This window comes from Amycolatopsis thermophila (genome assembly GCF_030814215.1).
Lineage (GTDB): Bacteria > Actinomycetota > Actinomycetes > Mycobacteriales > Pseudonocardiaceae > Amycolatopsis_E > Amycolatopsis_E thermophila.
The window spans coordinates 2307289-2326394 of record NZ_JAUSUT010000001.1 but is presented as its reverse complement, the minus strand read 5'-3'; the positions used below and the strand labels follow the sequence as shown (position 1 = coordinate 2326394).

Here is a 19106-nt window from a genome sequence, read left to right as displayed (position 1 = left end):
ACCGAGGCAGGACGCGTTCTTCCTGGGTGCACTACACCCAGGAACCATCCGCGGTCCCGGCCTACCATCGGTCGCATGGCACGGTCCGAGCTCGGCGACTTCCTCAGCACCCGGCGCGCCCAGGTCCGCCCGGACGAGGTGAACCTGCCGAGCAGCGGGCAGCGCCGCGTCCCCGGCCTGCGCCGGGAGGAGGTGGCGTTGCTCGCCGGTGTCAGCGTCGACTACTACGTGCGCCTCGAGCAGGGCCGGGAGCGCACCCCGTCGGCGCAGGTGGTCGACGCGCTGGCCGGCGCGCTCCGCCTCGGCGAGGACGCCCGCCAGCACCTGTTCCGCCTGGCCGGTCTCAGCCCGCGCGCCCGCCTCGCCGCGGTACCCGACCGCGTCGACCCGAGCCTGCTGCAGCTCATGGCCGCCTGGCCGGACAACCCCGCCATCGTCTACAACCTGGCCTACGACGTCCTCGCCTCCAACGCGATCGCGGACGCGTTGTTCCACGACTGGGCGCACTCGCGCAACCTGATGCACGTCGTGTTCACCGACCCCGCGGCGCGCACGTTCTACCGCGACTGGCACGAGGTCGCGCGCAACTCGGTCGCCGGATTCCGCCTCGGCTACGGCAAGAACCCCGACGGCCCGCGCATCCGTCGCGTCCTCACCGAACTCCTGGCGCAGAGCCCGGAGTTCGCCGCGCTGTGGGCCGGCCACGACGCGCGCGGCAAGAGCCTGGAGCGCAAGAACTTCGTGCACACCGACGTCGGCCCGCTGACGCTGACCATGCAGACGTTCGACGTCCGGTCCGCGCCGGGCCAGGAACTGGTCGTCTACCACGCGGAACCGGGCTCGCCGAGCAGCGAGGCGCTCGCCCTGCTCGGATCGCTCGCCGCCACCGCGCGGCGGGAGGCCTAGAATCCCGGGATGCCGCAGCGTCTCCGTGCCCCCGTCGTCCTGCCCTGTGATCCCGCCTTTTCGGTCATCCGTGACGGTGCGGTCGACATCGGCGACGACGGTCGGATCACCTTCTGCGGTCCGGCCGCCGCGGCACCGGGCGACGTCCCGGTCACCGAACTGACCGGGATCCTGCTGCCCGGCCTGATCAACGCGCACGCGCACAGCCCGATGACCCTGCTCCGCGGCATGGGCGGTGATCTGCCCCTGCTGCGCTGGCTCAACGAGATCATCTGGCCCGCCGAGGCGAAGCTGCGCGCGGAGGACGTGCGCGCCGGCATGCTCCTCGGCTCGGTGGAGATGCTCCGCCACGGCGTGACGACCAGCGCGGAGATGTACTTCTTCGCCGAGCAGATGGCCGAAGCCGTGCTCGAGACCGGCGCCCGCGCGGTGCTCGGCGGGCCGATCATCGACCTGCCCGGCGTCGACTGGCGGCGCATGATCGAGGCCGCCGACCGCTGGATCGACACCGACGGCCTGCGCTTCGGCCCCGGCGACCGCATCGAGCTGTCCTACGCCCCGCATTCCGCGTACATGCTGCCGCTCGAGGCGTTGCGGCAGGTCACGGAGTCCGCGGCGGCCCGGGGTGCGCTCGTGCAGATCCACGTCGCCGAGGCCGCGAACGAGGACTCCCGGCAGCGCGCGGAATTCGGTTCGGTACCGCGGCTGCTGGACGAGGTCGGGATGCTGGGCGGCCGCGTGCTCGCCGCGCACGCCGTGCACCTGTCCGATGAGGACATCGCGTTGTTCGCCGCGCGCGGCACCGGTGTCGCCCACTGCCCCGGCTCGAACGCCAAGCTGGCCTCCGGCATCGCGCGGCTGACCGACCTGCGGGCGGCCGCGGTCGCCGTCGGCCTGGGCACCGACGGCCCGGCCAGCAACGACGACCTCGACCTGTGGGAGGAGGTCCAGCTCTCCGCGATGCTCGCCCGCCTGTCCACACAGGACTCCACGGCGTTGCGGGCCAAGGACGCCCTGCTGCTGGCCACCCGCGGCGGCGCGGACGCGCTGGGCCGCGACGACCTCGGTGCCCTGGAAGCCGGGCGGTGGGCCGACCTGGTGCACGTCGACCCGGACGGCCCCGCGTTCGCCACCGGCCTGGACGAACCGGACGAGCAGGTGATCTCGAACCTGGTGTGGGCGGCCGGTTCGCGGCAGGTGCGCGACGTCTGGGTGGCCGGGGAGCAGGTGGTCGCCGGCCGCGAGACGGTGCGGGTGGACCGGGCGAAGGTCCAGTCCGCCGCCCGCGACGCCGCGAGCCGCCTGCGCGCCTGAGAAGCGGCTCGGTGCCCACCGCTCATGATCTTCCCGGTGGGTTAACCGCTGCTCCGTCGGGCATTCACCTCGCGTTCCCGGCGCCGGTTTTCCATCGGAAGGGTGTGGGGAGCACTCGACACCGAGCCCGCCGGCCTGGACAAGGCCGCCGGTCACCTCGGCGACATCCTGACCGAACTGGACACTACGCACCTCGGCGCGGTCGTGCCGAGCTCCGACGTCTACGGCAACGACGCCCTGGCCGGGAAGCTGACGGAGTTCACCGAACTCGCACACCTCGCCGCGAAGGTGCTGCGTGACCGGGTCGATCTGACGGGGTCGGCACTGCAGGACACCGCCACGCTGTTCCGGGGCATGGAACTCGACAACGAGATCGCCATCCGCCAGGCCGGACGGTGAGCGCGGATCTCGGTTCCACGGACGATCCGCGGGCGCTGGTGCCCGGCTCCCCGGAGACGATCGTCGAGCACGTCAAGGCCCTGCTCGCCCAGGCGGGCCAGTTCGAGGGGGTCGGGGCGAAGCTGTCCGGCTTCGGTGTGCCGGGCTGGCTGGGCGCGGCGTCCGACGCGTTCGGCGAGCTGGTCGACCGGCTGCCGCCGCAGTGGCTGCGCGCCGCCGACAGCCTGACCGACGCCGCGAGCGGGCTGAGCCACTACGCCGACACGCTGCGCTGGGCCCAGCACCAGGCCGGTGAGGCGATCGAGCTGTGGAACGACGGGCAGCGCGCCCTCGACCGGGCCGCGGACAAGGCGATCGAGGAGGCCGCGGAGGACGCCGTCGAGCAGGCGGCCCGGCAGGCCGAACAACTGCGGCAGCGGGGCGAACAGCTGCAGCAGCAGGCGCGGGAGGTGCTCGACCGCGCCCGCGAGCAGCTCGACCGGCAGGCGCTGGCCGCCGCCCGCGTCATCGGCGCGATCGACGCGTCCGCCGCCGGTGCGATCACCGGTCTCGTGGACGCGATCACCAGCGGCTGGGACGCCAGTGGCAGCTCCTCGGTCAAAACGTGGGAGTACGGCAACAAGTTCATCCCGCCCGAGCACGGCAAGCTCGGCCGCTACCGCTACTACGCCTACCTGCTGCACCAGGTCTCCGAGGGCAAGCTCCAGAAGGGCGACCTCGAACTCACCGGCAAGCTCGAGACGATGGTCGGCATCGAGGACAACTTCCAGGCCGCCCTCAACAAGAAGGGCCTGACGGTCGAGCTCGAGACGATCATCGGCGTCAAGAGCACCGCCACCGGGCGGGTCGACTACGGGATCCTCGGTCTCGACGGCAAGGCCGAGGCCACCTTCGGAACGCGCGGCCGCGCCGGACTCAAGATCAACAAGCAGGGTCTCGAGGGCAAGGCCGGCGTGTTCGCGGGCGCGCGCGGCAGCGTCCGCGGCGCGGTCGACGTCGGCGGGGTCGGGGCGGGCGCGACCGCGGAGGGCTGGGCGGGCCTCGGCGCGGAGGCCGGGTTCAAGCTCGGCGAGGGCGACGACGGCAAGTTCCACATCAAGGGCAACGCCGGCGTCGCGCTCGGGCTCGGCGGCGAGGTCGGGTTCGACCTGCAGATCGACGGCCACAAGGTCGCCGACACCGCCAGGTCGGCCACGCACGCGATCGGCAACGGCGTCGAGGCGGTCGGCGACGGCATCCAGGACCTCGGCGAGGGCGTCAGCGGCGTTGGGAAGTCCATCAAGGGGTTGTTCGGCTGATGACGCAGTTGCCCGTGTCCGTCCAGTTCGGACTCCCGGACGGCTGGGAGCCGGTGCCGGCCGAGGACGTCGCGTTCGCCGCGATGCGCTCGCCCACGGCCGGGATCATGCTGACCGGTGGGGTGTGGCCGGTGTGGGTGCCGTTGCGCGAGGTGGCCGCCGAGGCCGTCGCGGACCTGCGGGAGACCGCGTCCGAGGTGACCGTGCTCAGCGGCGACGAGATCGGCTCCGGTGGTTTCGTGCAGGAGCTGCGGTTCACCGTCGACGACGAGACGCTCGTGCGCAGCGAGGTCTACCTCGTGATGGGCGAAGGCCCGGGCCGGCGCGCGGTGGTGCGCGCGGCGCTGACCTGCACGCGCGAGGAGTTCGACGTCCTCGCCGGCGACTTCCGCGCGTTCGTGGGCTCGCTCGGCCCCGATGCCTAGCGCGGCCGGTACCCAGCGCGAGCGATACCTAGTGCGGGCGGGGCCGGACGGTCACGTCGGTGATGTGCGCGTCCGGGCTCGCCGTGACCGCGGACAGCACCGCGGCGGCCACCGAGTCCGGCCGCAGGTACTCGCCCGGCGCGTACTGCCTGCCCTCACCGGCGACGATCGCCTGCTGCATCTCGGTGTCGGTGCGGCCCGGGTAGACCGAGGTGACCCGGATGCCCGGCTCCTCCTCGCGCAGGGCGTCGGCGAACGCGCGGACCGCGTGCTTGCTCGCCGCATAGGGGCCCCAGCCGGCGCGGGCGGACAGGCCCTGCCCCGAATTGATCACCACGACGTGCCCGTGCGCGGCGCGCAGGGCGGGCAGCAGCAGGCGGGTCAGCTCGGCCACGGCGACGACGTTGACCTCGAAGTTCGTCCGCCACGCCGACGGGCCCGCCTGCTCGACCGTGCCCAGCTCGGCGGTGCCGGCGGAGTGGACCAGGACGTCCAGCCGGTCGATGCCGTTGACCGCCGCGCGGACACCGTCGAGGTCGCCCAGGTCCACCTGCCACGGCTCCGCGTCCGGCGACTCCGCGGCCTGCTCGGCCAGCGCGTCGACGTCGCGGCCGCCGAGCAGCACGCGGTGGGTCCGGCCGAGGGCGCGGGCGACGGCGGCGCCGATGCCCCGTGAGGCGCCGGTGACGAGGGCGAGGCGACTTTCCGACATGTCCCCACGGTAATTCGTCCTTGACGAACGTCCACGAGTGGCATGCAATGCGGATCATGTCGACGAGGACGATCGCCGAGGGCGACCGCGTGCTGCGCAAGGTCGCGCTGCGGATCATGCCGTTCCTGGCCCTGCTGTACTTCGTGAACTACCTGGACCGGGTCAACATCGGGTTCGCCGGGCCGAACGGGATGAACAAGGATCTGGGCCTGTCCGCGACCGCGTTCGGGTTCGCCTCCGGCATCTTCTTCCTCGGCTACCTGACGCTCGAGGTGCCCAGCAACCTCGCGCTGCACCGCTTCGGCGCACGGCGCTGGCTGGCGCGGATCATGATCACCTGGGGGATCGTCGCGACGATCCTCGCGTTCGTGCCCAACCCGACGACGCTGGTGATCATGCGGTTCCTGCTCGGGGTCGCCGAGGCGGGCTTCTTCCCCGGCATCATCCTGTACCTGACGTACTGGTTCCCGGCGGCGCAGCGGGCCAAGGCGGTCGCGTTGTTCATGGCCGCCGTGCCGGTGTCGTCGGCGATCGGGTCGACCGTGTCCAGCCTGCTGATCGCGCACGGGCACGGCATCTTCGGGCTGGCCGGGTGGCGGTTCATGTTCCTCGTCGAGGGCATCCCGGCGATCCTGCTGGCGTTCGCGACCTGGTTCTACCTCACCGACCGGCCCGAGCAGGCGAAGTGGCTCACCGACGACGAACGCCGGTGGCTGACCACGGAACTGGACAACGAGCGCCGCGCGACCGAGGCCGAGCACCACTGGCCGCTGCGCAAGGCGCTGACCCACCCGCGCATCCTCGGGCTGGCGTTCGTGTACTTCGCGATCGCCTACGGGCTGTACGCGCTCGGGTTCTTCCTGCCGACGATCATCGCCGGGTTCGGGCAGCAGTTCGGGACGAAGCTGTCGACCGTGCAGGCCGGGCTGGTCACCGCGATCCCGTACGTCGTCGCGGCGGTGGTGATGGTGGTCTGGGCGCGGCACGGCGACCGCACGGGCGAGCGGAAGTGGCACGTCGCGCTGCCGATGATCATCGGCGGCGTGGCCATCCCGATCGCGCTGTACCTGGGCAACCCCTACGCCGCGATGGTGGCGGTAACGATCTGCGCCGTTGGGGTGTGCGCGGCGCTGCCGACGTTCTGGGCGCTGCCCTCGACGTTCCTCTCCGGCGCGGCGGCCGCCGGCGGTATCGCGCTGATCAACTCCCTGGGCAACATCTCCGGCTTCGCGGCGCCGTACGTGACGGGGTGGCTGCGGGACCTGACGGGCACCCAGCGCACCGGGCTGTGGGTCGTGGGCGCCTGCATGGTCGCCGGTGCGCTGGTCGCGCTCGCGCTGGGGGCCCGCCCGCGGTCGAACCGCCAGAGCTAGCGACCTCCGCGCGAGAGGTGTCGGGGCTCGGTTGATGTCTCTGGCCGGTTGTCTGTGGTTGAGCAGCGGTATCGCGTGGCACTGGCGGTGGAGCGTGGCGAGCCGAAGACGTTTGGCGGCGGCGCAGTTCGGGGTGTCCCGGCAGACGCTGCACACGTCGTTGTCGCGGTATCGACGTGATGGTTTGGCCGGGTTGCTGGACCGTTCGCACCGCCCGGATTCGTGTCCGCATCAGGCGAGCGCGGAGGTCGAGGTGCCGCTGGCGGATGGGACCGAAGCCAAGGTGGTCACCGGGGTCGACGATCATTCCGGTTCTGCGTGATCGCCAGCGTGGTGGCCGGGTGACCTTCTGGGCCGATCACGACCTCATCCACCTCACCATCGCCGGAGCCAGGATCACAACGGTCCGCTCTCACCTCTCCAGCGCCGACCTGGCCGCGCTCGCCGCCGGAGGCCGCCCGGCCGGGCCCTCACCCCTACCCCGATAAGCCCGACACCACGCACTGGAGGTCGACCGCACCGTCAGCCGTGGTGGCCTGGTCGCTCTCAGCGACCACCGGCTACTCGCCGCCGAAATCCTGCCTGGACGCCGCGTCAGCATCCGCATCGAACCCGCCACCCTGATGTTCTTCGACCCTGCCACCCGCGAACTGCTGCGCACCCGCCCAAACCCACTGACCTACGAGCAAGCCCGCACGCTGCGCGGAGCCCGACCCGCCGGGCACCACCCCGGCCCCGCACCGGTCACCGTCCAACGCCGCGCGTCCAACAGCGGCGTCATCATGGTCGCCGGCCAGAAACTCGCCCTCGGCCGCACCACCACCCAGACCGTCCGCCACTGGAAAGCCAACGCCACCGGCAACCTTCGGCATCATGAACACCGCAGCGTCCGCATGGCGGGGGAAGGCACCACGATGACCGTCCATGCCACCTACGGCAGCAGCCACACAGCCCACGAACTCGCGCAACTACTCGCCAACCGCCTCGGCCTGGACTTCGTCGAACACGACAGCTACTACCGCGGCTCCTACCTCGCCGCCGACATCCCAACCGGTCGCATCGAGATCCAACCCAACGCGATCCCAGGCGATGACGGGCACCACGAACCCTTCGACGAGGACTACCCCACCACGCCCACGTTGCTTCTGGTCACCGCCGAGGAACCGGATACCACCACGGCCTGCCTCAACTCCATCGACGGCCTGCACCAACTCACCCGGGAAGCCCGATGACCAGCAACAGAAGCCGACAATCACCTGAGACACGACACTTCCGCGCTAGAGGTTCTCAACCCGGGGCAGCCGTGCGACTCGAGGGCTGTGCCGGTACGCCGTTGCGGGTGCTCAGCGCCCTGAGTGCGCACTGTGGGGCGACCGGCTGAGCAGGGGAAGCCACAGCGTGTCCACGATCTCGACGATCGCCTCGTCCGGCACCGCGCCCATGCGCATCAGCATGTCGTGGCGCACCAGGTCGAAGGGCAGGTTCACCAGGCGTGCGGATCGCGGCGTGTCGGCGAGCTCGCCGCGTTCGACGGCGCGGTCGACGAGCCGCTCGAAGGGGGGCGTCTGGTCTGCGGGGCGGAGGCGGCTGCGTAGGTCGCTGAAGGTGGTGCCGGTCTCGCGGAAGTAGTCCGCCAGCCGCACGCGCAGGAGTATCACCGTGCGGGCCCGCTCGGCGTTGACCGCGCGCAGGAGGGTGAGGGCGTCCTGGCGCAGGCTGCCGGTGTCAGGGATGTCCAGCGGACGCCAGTGCCGGGCGAGTGTGGCGATGAGGAGGTCCTCGCGCTGCGGCCAGCGGCGGTAGAGCACCGGTTTGCTGGTGCCGGCGCGCGCTGCGACGGCCTCGAAGGTGAAGCCGTGGTAGCCCTGCTCGACCAGAACCTCCCAGGCGGCATCGGTGATCGCCTTCTCCAGGGCGGCGCCCCTGCGTCGCGTGGGGGTGCTCGCCGCACGCCGCTCGCTCACCACTACCCCCGTGTCCATTTTCGCGCCGTTCCTGGACGTGCTCGCCGTCGGCGTCCACCCCGCCACCCGGGGCATCGCCGCGGGCAAGCACTACACGAGCCCGAAGAACCTGCCCGCACTGGCCGGAGCCGACGCCGTCGTGCGCCGGGCGGACGGCAGCCTCGCCCACGTCTCGGCGATGGGAGCCGGAACACTGGCCGAGCGCATCGTCATCGACCCGGCCACGGCGGTCCCGGTGCCCGACGGGGCAGACCCGGCGGTCCTGGCCGCCACCATGAATCCGGCCCTGTCCTCATGGGCCGCGCTGCGCACCCGCGTACCGTTCCAGGCCGGACAGTCGGTGCTGGTCCACGGCGCGACCGGCAACGCCGGCTCGATGGCCGTCAAGGTCGCCAAGCACCTCGGCGCCGGCCGCGTGATCGCGGCCGGACGCAACCGAAACCGCCTGGACGAGCTGAAGGCCGAGGGCGCGGACGCCATCGTCGCGCTCACTCCCGATGAGGACGCGACCGCAGCCGCGTTCGCCGAGGCCGCCGCGGAGGTCGACGTGGTCCTCGACTACGTGTGGGGAGCGCCCACCGAGCTCGCCATGCGTGCCGTCCTCGGCGCCCGCACCCAGCGCACCCGCCTCCTGGACTGGGTGCAGATCGGCGGCATGGGCGGAGACGCGATCACCCTGTCCGGGCACGCCCTGTGCTCCACCGCGTTCCGCGTCCTGGGCAGCGGCTTCGGCTCGGTGGACATGCAGGTCATGCAGCGGGAGTTCACCGAGCTCGTCGCCGCGATCGCCGCAGGCGCCATGGCCGTGCGCCCGCACCCGTTCCCGCTCGACCAGGTCGAGGCGGCCTGGGCCCACGAGGACGAACCCGGCGAGCGCACCGTCATCCTCCTGTGACACACCAACGACCCCGTGGGCCGACACAGGCCAGCGACGCCCGCGGCGGAGCCGGTCAGCGGCGCTTGCGCCAGACCGACACGACGGCGGGACGCGGCAGGTTGGAGCCGCCGTCCGGCCAGTGTGACTGCGGCTTCTCGACGGTGCCGCCCTCGCCCGGGTGCTGCACCGCGACCGTCACGAAGTCGTTCGTCACGTTCGGGCCGCAGGTCTCCGCGCCGATGGGCACCGTGAGGAACTGCTTGACCTGACCGCGGTTCGGGCCGTCGACGGGCACCGCGAACAGGCCGTCGTTCATCCCGAGCGCGTTGCCGTCGGTGGAGATCCACAGGTTGCCGTACGGGTCGAACGCCACGTTGTCCGGGCAGGAGATCGGGCTGACCTGGTCCTTCGGGAACCCGCCGAAGTAGGTGTCGGCCGTGGCCGGGTCACCGCAGACCAGCAGCAGGCGCCAGGAGAAGGTCAGCGAAGCCGCGTCGCCCCGGTCCTCGCCCCACTCCAGGATGTGGCCGTTCTTGTTGCCCACCCGCGGGTTCGCCTCGTCGGCGCCCGCCTTGCCGGCCGCGCCGCGGTCGGTGTTGTTCGTCAGGGCGGCGTAGATGCGGCCGTTGACCGGGTTCGGTTCGATGTCCTCGGGCCGGTCCATCTTCGTCGCGCCGGCCTTGTCCGCGGCCTGGCGCGTGAAGACGTACACCTCCTCGGCGGTGAAGCCCTCCACAAAGGACCTGTCGCCGCTGGCCAGCGGGATCCACTCGCCCCGGCCGTCGAACTCGTGGTCCGCCGGGAGTTTGCCGGTGCCGTCGATCTCGCTCGCCGGGCTGTCGCCGGTGAACTTCGCGACGTACAGGGTGCCGTCGTCGAGCAGGGCCGAGTTGTGCCGGCGGGCCAGCGCGCTGGTGCCCTTCTTGTACTTGCCCTTCGACACGAACTTGTAGATGTACTCGAAGCGTTCGTCGTCACCGGAGTACACGGCGACGCGGCCGTCCTTGGTGATCTTGACGTTCGCGGCCTCGTGCTTGAACCGGCCCAGCGCGGTGTGCTTGACGGGCGTCGAGTCCGGGTCGTTCGGGTCGATCTCCACGACCCAGCCGAACCGGTTGACCTCGTTGGGCTCCTGCGGCACGTCCCAGCGCTTGTCGAAGCGCTCCCACTTGCGGGTGCTGGTGCCCTTGCCGATGCCGTACCGGGTGAGCCGCGCCTGCGTCACCGGGTCGGCGACCTTCTCCGAGTTGGCGAAGTACTGGTGGAAGTTCTCCTCGCCGGACAGCACCGTGCCCCACGGCGTCACGCCGCCGGAGCAGTTGTTCTGCGTGCCGCGCACCTTGGTGCCGGTCGGGTCGGCGGAGGTCTTCAGGTACTTGGACCCGGCGGCGGGGCCACGCACCTCGAAGGTGGTGTCCAGCGTGATGCGGCGGCCGTAACGGCTCGGCACGACCTCGAGCCCGCCCTGCGGCCGGCGCACCACCTGCACTACCGACAGCCCGTGGGCCGCCCAGCCGATCTTGACCTGCTCTTCGGTCGGGTTGTCCGCGCTGTACTGGCCCGGCGGGAACATCTGGGTCTCGGTGGTGTACTCGTGGTTGACGACCATCAGGTAGCGCCGGCCGGCCGCGTCCTGCGGGATCAGGCCGACGAAGTCGTTGTTGTAGCCGAACTGCTCGGCCTGCGCGGACGCAGTCTGCTTGGCGATGTCGAACTTCGGGGCGCCCGGCACGACCGGGTCGCCCCAGCGGATCACGACGTTCTGGTCCCAGCCGTCCGGGATGACGACCGCGTCGGCCTTGTTCGGCGCGACGGGCGTGAAGTCCGTGCCGGGCACCGGGCGGCCATTGCCCCCGCCGGCCAGCGCGGGCGGCACGGCGGCGGACGCGGTCGCGCCGCCGCTCAGCGCGGCGAAGGCGCCGGCCGTGGCGGCCATGACGGCGCCGGCCTTGAACGCGCCGCGACGGGACACGCCCTTGACGACGTCACCGAAGTATTCGTTCGACGACTCGTTCGGGGCTTCGTGGGCGCACTGGTTGCCACAGCGGTAGATGCACGTGGTGGCCGCTCTGCCACTCGTGTGGGTAAGGAGGGGCAGCAAGCGCCCGGGCGTGAAAGACACCTGGTCTCCAGTCACTCGGTCAGGGGAAACGCTCGTGACGTTAAGCGACGGAGATCAGGTGTCCTCAAACTACAGGTAAACAGAGATCAAAGCTCTTCCCCGACCAGGGCGGCCTCCGCCGGCACCTGGTGCGGATCCGCACCCTTCGTCCGGACCGCGAGGAGCCCACCGGCCAGCACGCACAGGATCGCGGCGATGACGAACGGCGAGTGCTCCGACCCGAGCCACTCGGCGACGTGACCGACGAGGGTCGCGGCGGCGGCACCGCCGAGCCAGCGGCAGAAGTTGTAGCCGGCGCTCGCGACCGGACGCGGCGCGTCGCTGATCGACATCGCGGTGCCGGTGAACAGGGTGTTGAGCAGGCCCGACACCAGCCCGGAGAGGATCACGCCGACCACGACCACCGGCTTGCTCGGCACCACGAGGACCACCATCAGGACGGCGTAGCCGAGCACCGACACCACGGTGGCGTGCCGTTCGCCCAGCCGTCCGGCGAGCTTCGGCGCGAGCACCACGCCGGCGACCGCGACGCACAGGCCCCAGCCGCAGAAGATCAGCCCGACCGCGACGGCGCTCCAGTCCAGCACGAACGGCGTCCAGGCCAGCACGGTGAAGAAGGCCGCGGTGTAGAACGCCGATCCGATCGAGGTGCGCAGCAGGCCACCGTGCCGGAGCGCGCGCAGCGGGTCGAGCAGCTTGATCGGGTTGCGCTTCTCGTGCTTGTCGCTCGCGAGGAAGATCGAGCACAGCGCGAGCGCCGCGGCCATCAGCACCGCCGTGCCGACGAACGGGCCGCGCCAGGAGATGCTGCCCAGCAGGGCGCCGAGCAGCGGCCCGACGGCGAGTCCGACGCCGAGCGCGGCCTCGTACAGCAGGATCGCGCCGGACTGCCCGCCGGTGGCGGCGCCGACGATCACCGACAACGCCGTGGCGATGAAGAACGCGTTGCCCAGACCCCACACGGCCCGCAACGCGACCAGCTGCTCGATCGAGCCGGCCGCGGCGCACAGCGCGGTCGCGATCACGATCAGCGCCAGTCCGGTGAGGACCGTCCGCTTCGGACCGAACTTGGCGCTCGCCGCGCCGGTGACCAGCATCGCGATCACCTGCACCCCGAGGTAGGACGAGAACAGCAGGGTGACCTGGGACGGCGTGGCGTGCAGCCCCTCGGCGATGGACAGCAGGATCGGGTCCACCAGGCCGATCCCCATGAACGCGATCACCGCGGCGAACGCCGTGATCCACACCTGCTTGGGCTGGCCCTTGAGCGCGTCCAGCAGGCTCCCGTGTTGGTTGCTCATCCGAGCAACTCCTCCTTCTTGACCGGATCGATGAGCCTTCGCAGGGCCGGCAGCGCCGCGTCGATCGCGTCACGGTCGGCCGGATCCAGGGCGGCCAGGCGCTCGCGCAGGAACTCCTCGCGGGCGACGACCAGCTCGCTCACGTACCGGGTCCCGGCCTCGGTGGCCTCGATCAGCACCGCCCGGCGGTCGAGCGGGTCGGACCGCCTGCTGACCAGGCCGAGCCGTTCCAGCCGGCGGATCAGGTCCGTCATGGACGGCTGGCGCACACCCTCGAGCTCGGCGAGCACGCTCATCCGGCGCGGGCCGCCGTGCACCAGTTCGCTGAGCACCGACCCCTGGGGCAGGGTGAGCCGGTGCTGCGGGGTCAGCCGCCGGACCATGTAGTACAGCCGGAAGACCAGCGGGCGCAGCTCGCGCGCGAGCTCGGCAACTCCTGGATTCACTTAGCTATCCTAAGCTTTATTGCTTAGGGTGTCTAAGTTAATCGGCTCACACGGTCCCGGTCGGACCGAGCCCCGGGTACGGTCACGAGCATGGACGCGGTGGTTTTCGACCTGGACGGCGTGCTCGTCGACTCCGAACAGACCTGGGACGAGGTGCGCCGGGCGGTCGTCGCGGAGTACGCGGGCAGCTGGACCGCCGGTGCGACCCGCGCGATGCAGGGCATGAGCACGCCGGAGTGGGCGCGTTACCTGGTCGAGAAGCTCGGTGCGAAACTCACGCCGGAGCGGATCGCCGAGGTCGTGATCGACGGGATGGTCCGGCGCTACGCCGATGGCCCGCCGGTCCTGCCCGGCGCGGCGGACGCGGTGCGCGCGATCGGCGAGCGGTACCCGGTGGCCATCGCCAGCTCGTCACCGCCGGTGCTGATCCAGGCGTTCCTGGAGGCCACCGGCCTCACCGGCCTCGTCCGGGTCGCCCTGTCCAGCGAGCAGGTGGCGGCGGGCAAACCGGCGCCGGACGTCTACCTCGAAGCCGCGCGCAGGCTCGACTTCGCCCCAGCCCGCTGCGCCGCCGTCGAAGACACCACCAACGGCCTCAAGGCGGCGCTGGCCGCCGGCATGACCGTCTACGCCGTGCCCAACCCGCACTTCCCGCCGGACCCCGCCGTGCTCGACCGGGTCCACGCGGTGCTGCACACCGTCGCCGACCTGCCCCGCGCACTGCTGGCATGAGGAGGGGCCCGGTCGGCGGAACCGGGCCCCTCCTCGGCAAGCTCAGCGCTCGATGTCGCCGGTGATGAACTTCTCCACCGAGTCGCGCGCGGTCGAGTCGTCGTACTGGACCGGCGGCGACTTCATGAAGTACGAGGACGCCGACAGCAGCGGGCCGCCGATGCCCCGGTCGAGGGCGATCTTCGCGGCGCGCACCGCGTCGATGATGATGCCCGCCGAGTTCGGCGAGTCCCACACCTCGAGCTTGTACTCCAGGTTCAGCGGCACGTCACCGAACGCGCGGCCCTCGAGGCGCACGTAGGCCCACTTGCGGTCGTCCAGCCACTGCACGTAGTCCGACGGTCCGACGTGGACGTTGGCCTTGCCGAGGTCGCGGTCGATCTGCGAGGTGACGGCCTGCGTCTTGGAGACCTTCTTGGACTCCAGGCGCTCCAGCTCCTTCATGTTCTTGAAGTCCATGTTGCCGCCCACGTTGAGCTGCATGGTGCGGTCGAGCTGGACACCGCGGTCCTCGAACAGCTTCGCCATCACGCGGTGGGTGATGGTGGCGCCGACCTGGGACTTGATGTCGTCGCCGACGATCGGGACACCGGCGTCGGTGAACTTCTGCGCCCACTCCGGGTTGGAGGCGATGAACACCGGGATCGCGTTGACGAACGCCACACCCGCGTCGATCGCGCACTGCGCGTAGAACTTCTGGGCCTGCTCGGAACCGACCGGCAGGTAGGAGACCAGGACGTCCACCTCGGCCTCGCGCAGGGCGGCGACGACGTCGACCGGCTCCTCGTCGGACTCCTCGATGGTCTCCTGGTAGAAGCGGCCGAGACCGTCCATGGTCGGGCCACGGAGAACCGGCACACCCAGCGGCGGCACGTCGGTGATCTTGATGGTGTTGTTCTCGCTGGCGAGGATCGCGTCCGACAGGTCCTGGCCGACCTTCTTCGCGTCCACGTCGAACGCGGTGACGAAGTCCACGTCGCCGACGTGGTACTGGCCGAACCGGACGTGCATGAGGCCGGGCACCCGCGAAGCCGGGTCGGCGTCGCGGTAGTAGTGCACCCCCTGCACCAGCGACGCCGCACAGTTCCCGACGCCAACGATGGCCACCCGTACGCGGCCGCTGTTGTCGCCCATGCCGGTTTCTCCTTCGTTCAGTGATGTCTTGCCGATTTCGGATGCGGTCTCAGCGTTGAAGCCCGCGTTCTTGCTCGTCCTGTTCGTGCGCGATCAGTTCGTTCAGCCAGCGCACCTCGCGCTCGCTGCTCTCCAGCCCCAGGCGGTGCAGCTCACGCGTGTAGCGGTCGATCTTCTCCTCGGCGCGGGCGAGCGCCGCCCGCAGCCCTTCACGGCGTTCCTCGACCCGGCGGCGCCGGCCCTCCAGGATCCGCATCCTGACATCGGCGGGTGTCCGGGAGAAGAAGGCCAGGTGGACCCCGAACCCCTCGTCCTCCCAGGTCTGCGGTCCCGCGTCGGCGAGCAGCTTGGCGAAGTGCTCCTTGCCCTCCGCTGTGAGCTTGTACACCGTGCGGGCCCGCCGGCCCCAGCCCTTGACGGGCTCGTCACCCTGCCCGACGTCACTGTCGGCTTCTTCGATGAAGCCCGCCCGCTGCAGCCGCCGCAAGGTCGGATACAGCGAACCGTACGAGAACGTGCGGAACATGCCGAGCGTGTCGTGCAGCCGTTTGCGCAGCACGTAGCCGTGCATCGGTGCCTCGTGCAGCAGCCCCAGGATGGCGAACTCCAGCACGGTGCACCCCCTTCCGAGGACTCCCACGACACTCCGGCAACCTAACGCCCGATTATATCGGGCCGATACATCGAAGTGGTGTAGCCAACACCAATGATCACCCAATGCGACCTGAACCACACGGGTGAAGTTCACCAGAGCGTTATCGAAAACCCGGCGTGTCGGGCGGGTGGTCCAGTCCGTTAGACCGCACAGCTCATGGCGGACGCTCGACGGCCACGTACTCTGTCACCGTGCAGAACCAGCGACAGGTCGTGGACTACGCCTTGCAGCGCCGTGCGCTGCTGGCCGGTGTCCGCTCCGGTCGCGTCGCCACGCGAGAGGTCTGTGACGCCGACCCGTACCTGCTCAGAGCCGCCCGGTTCCACGGCGTGCCGAGCGAGGCGCCGTGCCCGCTGTGCGGGAAGGCGGGCCTGACGAACGTGTCCTGGGTGTTCGGCGACCAGCTCCGGCAGGTCTCCGGTTCGGCCAGGACACCGTCCGAACTGGCCCGGCTGAACAACCTCGTCGGGGAGTTCAACGTCCATGTAGTCGAGGTGTGCCGGACGTGCCGCTGGAACCACCTGGTGCGTTCGTACGTCTCGGGCAACGGGACCCCGCACGGCCCGTCCAGGAGGACCGCCGGGCAGTGAGGGGAACCAGCGCAGCGACGGCACTCGATCACAGAACGGCGCCCGGTGTACCGCCGGTCTGGGAGGCTCATTCGTGAACGACCACCGCAACCGCTCCTGGCCAGGTCAGGAGCCCGAGGAACCCCGTCGTGCCCAGTGGCCGCGCGAGGGCGAGCCGGCGTGGCCGGGCGGCAACGAGCCGCCACGCCGGCCGGCACCCCCGCGCGGGCCGCAGCCGCCCCGGGGTCCGCAGGCCCGCGGGCCGCAGGGCCCGCAGTGGCCCGGCGAGGGCGGTGGTCAGGGCTGGCCGGGTGGCGACGACCCGGACGCCCCGCGTGGCGCACGCCGCGTCCCGCCGGCCGGCCGCCGGATGCCCCCGCCGCCTCCGCCGCGGCGTCCCGGCCCGCCGCCGCCCGGCGCCGCGGGCGCCCCCGATGACCGGCCGATGCGCGGCCGCTACCGCCCGCCCGCCGGTCCCGCCGCCGCGGCGGGCGCCGGTGCCGCCGCGGGTGCCGCGGGCCGCCGTCCCGGGGTGGGCGACTCCGAACCGGGCCTGCTGACGCACGCCGAGCTGCACCACGGCTACGGCGACGACCACCGCGGGTACGGCGACGACCACGACGACTACGACGACGAGCAGGCCGGCTTCAACGAGTTCGGCCCCGACGACGACGAGGACACCCCGGACGAGGGCGAGAAGGGGAAGAAGGGCAAGGCCGCACTGACGCCCAAGCAGCGCAAGAAGCGCCGGTGGAAGATCATCCGGCGCACGATCTACGCCCTGTTCGGCCTCTTCGTGGTGCTGCCCGCCATCGCGTTCACCATCGCCTACTTCCTGGTCGACGTGCCGACGCCGGACGAGGTCCTGGCCCAGCAGAGCCAGGTCGTGACGTACTACTACAGCGACGGTTCGGTCATGGGCAAGGAGGTCCCGGACGGCCAGAACCGCCAGCTGCTCAAGCCCGGTCAGATCACCGACACCGTCAAGCACGCGGTCTACGCCGCCGAGGACGCCACCTTCGAGACCAACAACGGCTTCGACATCACCGGCATCCTGGGCGCGGTCTACAACAACCTGACCGGTGGCTCGGGCGGTGGTTCGACCATCTCCCAGCAGTACATCAAGAAGGCCACCGAGAACGAGGCGCCCACGCTCACCCGCAAGGCGACCGAGCTGGTCAAGTCGTTCAAGATGAACCAGACCCAGTCCAAAGAGGACATCATCACGGCCTACCTGAACATCGTCTACTTCGGACGTGGTGCCTACGGGATCGAGGCGGCCGCGCACGCGTACTTCGGCAAGTCCGCCGCCGAGCTGAACCAGTCCGAGGCGGCCCTGCTCGCCGGCCTGATCCAGGGCCCCGGCAAGTCGGAGAACGCCGAGTACACGACGTGGCGCTGGAACTACGTGATGGACAACATGGTGAAGTACAACTGGCTGCCGCAGGCCGAGCGGCAGGCGGCCCAGTACCCGACGCCGTTGCCCAAGGACCAGACCAAGCCGCAGGCGATCACCGGCAACAACGCCTTCATCCAGGGCCAGGTGGAGTCCGAACTGGACGCCGCGGGCTACTCCAAGGAGAAGCTGCAGGCCAACGGCTACAACGTCTACACGACCATCGACCCCAACGCGCAGAGACTGGCCGAGAAGGCCGTCAACGACTACATGCAGGGGCAGCCGGACACGCTGAAGAAGGCGCTGGTCGCGGTGGATCCGAAGACCAGGGGGGTCATCGCCTACTACGGCGGTCCCAACGACAAGACCGACTACATCGACTGGGCGAACACGGCGCGCAACCCCGGGTCGTCGTTCAAGACGTTCGACCTCGTGGCGTTCCTGAAGATGGGCAAGGGCCTGGGGGAGACGTTCGACGGGAGCACCCACCGCCAGTTCGGGGTGCTGCCCAACGGCAACCCGCGCTACATCAACAACGCCGGCGCGTCCAACAGTTGTTCGGACAAGTGCACCGTCGCCGAGGCCACGATGCGCTCGACCAACACCGTGTTCTTCGACATGGTCGCCAACGTGACCGGACCGCAGGCCGTGGCCGACGCGGCCAAGGAAGCCGGCGTGACCTCGCTGAAGGCGGTAGACAACAACATCGCGCTCGGTGGTGGTTCCACCGCGGCGACGCCGCTGGACATGGCGACCGGCTACGCGACCATCGCCGACAACGGCACCTACCTGGACCGGCACTTCGTGCAGAAGGTCACCGACTCCAGCGGTGAGGTCGTGTACCAGCCCTCCAGCAACCCGAAGCCGGCCTTCGCCGAGGGCGACGCGAACAAGAGCAAGCAGATCGCGGGCAACGTCACCAATGCGCTCAAGCCGGTCATCGGCTTCTCGAAGCTGAGCTGCCCGAGCGGGCACGAGTGCGCGGGCAAGACCGGTACGCAGCAGTACGACGCGAGCGCCGGCAACGGCTCCGGTTCGGAGAAGGACAACTCGCAGGTGTGGATGGTCGGCTACACGCCGTCGATCTCAGCGGCCTCGTGGGTGGGTAGCGACAAGAACACGCCGCTGCGGGACAAGAACGGCGACCCGGTCTCCTCGACCGGCCTGCCGGCCAAGATCTGGCAGCAGTTCATGAACGACTACCTCAAGGGCAAGCCGAGCGAGAAGTTCCCGTCGGTGTCGCCGATCGGTAAGACGGCCACGGCCGCCGACGACTCGTCGTCCTCGAGCCGGCCGGCGCCCCCGAAGACGAACAACCCGTCGACCCCGTCCTCGCCGCCGCCCAGCCCGCCACCCTCGCCGCCCTCCACCGAGAGCAGCGAGACCTCGCCGACCCGGACCAAGCCGACGTGGTCGCTGCCCAACCCGGGCGACAACTTCGGGCCGACGACCACACCCGGCAACGGCTGATCCGGGGCTCACG

At 70.7% G+C, this 19106-nt stretch carries 19 protein-coding genes; 12 read left to right on the top strand and 7 right to left on the bottom strand.

Annotated elements, in window-relative coordinates; all coding sequences use genetic code 11:
* Positions 1 to 75: 75 nt before the first annotated feature.
* The 5 genes from FB470_RS11495 to FB470_RS11475 all read left to right on the top strand — a co-directional run bounded on the left by FB470_RS11495 (position 76) and on the right by FB470_RS11475 (position 4342).
* A complete protein-coding gene (locus tag FB470_RS11495; RefSeq protein WP_306990942.1) occupies positions 76 to 906 on the top strand; it encodes a helix-turn-helix domain-containing protein in 831 nt (276 codons plus the stop codon).
* A gap of 9 nt (positions 907 to 915) precedes the next feature.
* A complete protein-coding gene (locus tag FB470_RS11490; protein WP_306990940.1) occupies positions 916 to 2220 on the top strand; it encodes an amidohydrolase family protein in 1305 nt (434 codons plus the stop codon).
* Positions 2221 to 2322: 102 nt separating this feature from the next.
* The gene (locus FB470_RS11485) at positions 2323 to 2619 is read left to right on the top strand and encodes a hypothetical protein (protein ID WP_306990938.1); all 297 of its coding nucleotides are present in this window, start codon (positions 2323 to 2325) and stop codon (positions 2617 to 2619) included.
* Positions 2616 to 3917, top strand: coding sequence for a putative T7SS-secreted protein (locus FB470_RS11480; RefSeq protein ID WP_306990936.1), 1302 nt, complete (start codon positions 2616 to 2618; stop codon positions 3915 to 3917). Before FB470_RS11485 ends, FB470_RS11480 begins: the two co-directional genes overlap by 4 nt.
* A complete protein-coding gene (locus FB470_RS11475) occupies positions 3917 to 4342 on the top strand; it encodes a hypothetical protein (protein WP_306990934.1) in 426 nt (141 codons plus the stop codon). The genes FB470_RS11480 and FB470_RS11475 overlap by 1 nt, the downstream gene beginning before the upstream one ends.
* Before the next feature lie 28 nt (positions 4343 to 4370).
* Here the strand turns inward: FB470_RS11475 and FB470_RS11470 are convergent, their stop codons facing one another.
* Positions 4371 to 5054: an SDR family oxidoreductase gene (locus FB470_RS11470; protein WP_306990933.1), complete on the bottom strand. Its 684-nt coding sequence runs from the start codon at positions 5052 to 5054 to the stop codon at positions 4371 to 4373.
* 56 nt (positions 5055 to 5110) lie between these two features.
* Here FB470_RS11470 and FB470_RS11465 point away from each other — a divergent pair, with 56 nt between their 5' ends.
* The 3 genes from FB470_RS11465 to FB470_RS11455 all read left to right on the top strand — a co-directional run bounded on the left by FB470_RS11465 (position 5111) and on the right by FB470_RS11455 (position 7659).
* Positions 5111 to 6427: an MFS transporter gene (locus tag FB470_RS11465; RefSeq protein WP_306990931.1), complete on the top strand. Its 1317-nt coding sequence runs from the start codon at positions 5111 to 5113 to the stop codon at positions 6425 to 6427.
* 34 nt (positions 6428 to 6461) lie between these two features.
* A complete protein-coding gene (locus FB470_RS11460) occupies positions 6462 to 6749 on the top strand; it encodes a helix-turn-helix domain-containing protein (RefSeq protein ID WP_306990930.1) in 288 nt (95 codons plus the stop codon).
* Between the two features lie 301 nt (positions 6750 to 7050).
* Entirely contained in the window at positions 7051 to 7659 is a 609-nt protein-coding gene (locus FB470_RS11455; protein WP_306990928.1) for a hypothetical protein, read from the top strand.
* 111 nt (positions 7660 to 7770) lie between these two features.
* On the opposite strand, the gene FB470_RS11450 is transcribed toward FB470_RS11455, so the two are convergent.
* Positions 7771 to 8409 (bottom strand): TetR/AcrR family transcriptional regulator, encoded by a 639-nt coding sequence (locus FB470_RS11450; protein WP_306990926.1) that lies wholly within the window; start codon positions 8407 to 8409, stop codon positions 7771 to 7773.
* Between FB470_RS11450 and FB470_RS11445 the strand changes: the two genes are divergently transcribed.
* Positions 8402 to 9286: a quinone oxidoreductase family protein gene (locus FB470_RS11445; protein WP_306990924.1), complete on the top strand. Its 885-nt coding sequence runs from the start codon at positions 8402 to 8404 to the stop codon at positions 9284 to 9286. The two genes, FB470_RS11450 and FB470_RS11445, sit on opposite strands and share 8 nt — an antisense overlap.
* Before the next feature lie 55 nt (positions 9287 to 9341).
* Here the strand turns inward: FB470_RS11445 and FB470_RS11440 are convergent, their stop codons facing one another.
* The 3 genes from FB470_RS11440 to FB470_RS11430 all read right to left on the bottom strand — a co-directional run bounded on the left by FB470_RS11440 (position 9342) and on the right by FB470_RS11430 (position 13074).
* A complete protein-coding gene (locus FB470_RS11440; protein ID WP_306990922.1) occupies positions 9342 to 11390 on the bottom strand; it encodes a PhoX family protein in 2049 nt (682 codons plus the stop codon).
* Positions 11391 to 11476: 86 nt separating this feature from the next.
* Entirely contained in the window at positions 11477 to 12691 is a 1215-nt protein-coding gene (locus FB470_RS11435) for an MFS transporter (protein ID WP_306990921.1), read from the bottom strand.
* Positions 12688 to 13074 carry a MarR family winged helix-turn-helix transcriptional regulator gene (locus FB470_RS11430; protein ID WP_370876660.1) on the bottom strand — a complete coding sequence of 129 codons (387 nt, stop codon included), beginning with the start codon at positions 13072 to 13074 and terminating at the stop codon, positions 12688 to 12690. The genes FB470_RS11435 and FB470_RS11430 overlap by 4 nt, the downstream gene beginning before the upstream one ends.
* Positions 13075 to 13227: 153 nt before the next feature.
* On the opposite strand from FB470_RS11430, the gene FB470_RS11425 reads away from it, so the two are divergent.
* The gene (locus FB470_RS11425) at positions 13228 to 13869 is read left to right on the top strand and encodes an HAD family hydrolase (RefSeq protein ID WP_306990917.1); all 642 of its coding nucleotides are present in this window, start codon (positions 13228 to 13230) and stop codon (positions 13867 to 13869) included.
* A gap of 42 nt (positions 13870 to 13911) precedes the next feature.
* On the opposite strand, the gene FB470_RS11420 is transcribed toward FB470_RS11425, so the two are convergent.
* Positions 13912 to 15003 (bottom strand): inositol-3-phosphate synthase, encoded by a 1092-nt coding sequence (locus FB470_RS11420; protein WP_306990916.1) that lies wholly within the window; start codon positions 15001 to 15003, stop codon positions 13912 to 13914.
* A gap of 49 nt (positions 15004 to 15052) precedes the next feature.
* Positions 15053 to 15616 (bottom strand): PadR family transcriptional regulator, encoded by a 564-nt coding sequence (locus tag FB470_RS11415; protein WP_306990914.1) that lies wholly within the window; start codon positions 15614 to 15616, stop codon positions 15053 to 15055.
* A gap of 233 nt (positions 15617 to 15849) precedes the next feature.
* On the opposite strand from FB470_RS11415, the gene FB470_RS11410 reads away from it, so the two are divergent.
* Together FB470_RS11410 and FB470_RS11405 are read left to right on the top strand one after the other, a co-directional pair.
* A complete protein-coding gene (locus FB470_RS11410) occupies positions 15850 to 16248 on the top strand; it encodes a DUF5318 family protein (protein ID WP_306990913.1) in 399 nt (132 codons plus the stop codon).
* 424 nt (positions 16249 to 16672) lie between these two features.
* Positions 16673 to 19093 (top strand): transglycosylase domain-containing protein, encoded by a 2421-nt coding sequence (locus FB470_RS11405; protein WP_306990911.1) that lies wholly within the window; start codon positions 16673 to 16675, stop codon positions 19091 to 19093.
* Positions 19094 to 19106: the final 13 nt, after the last annotated feature.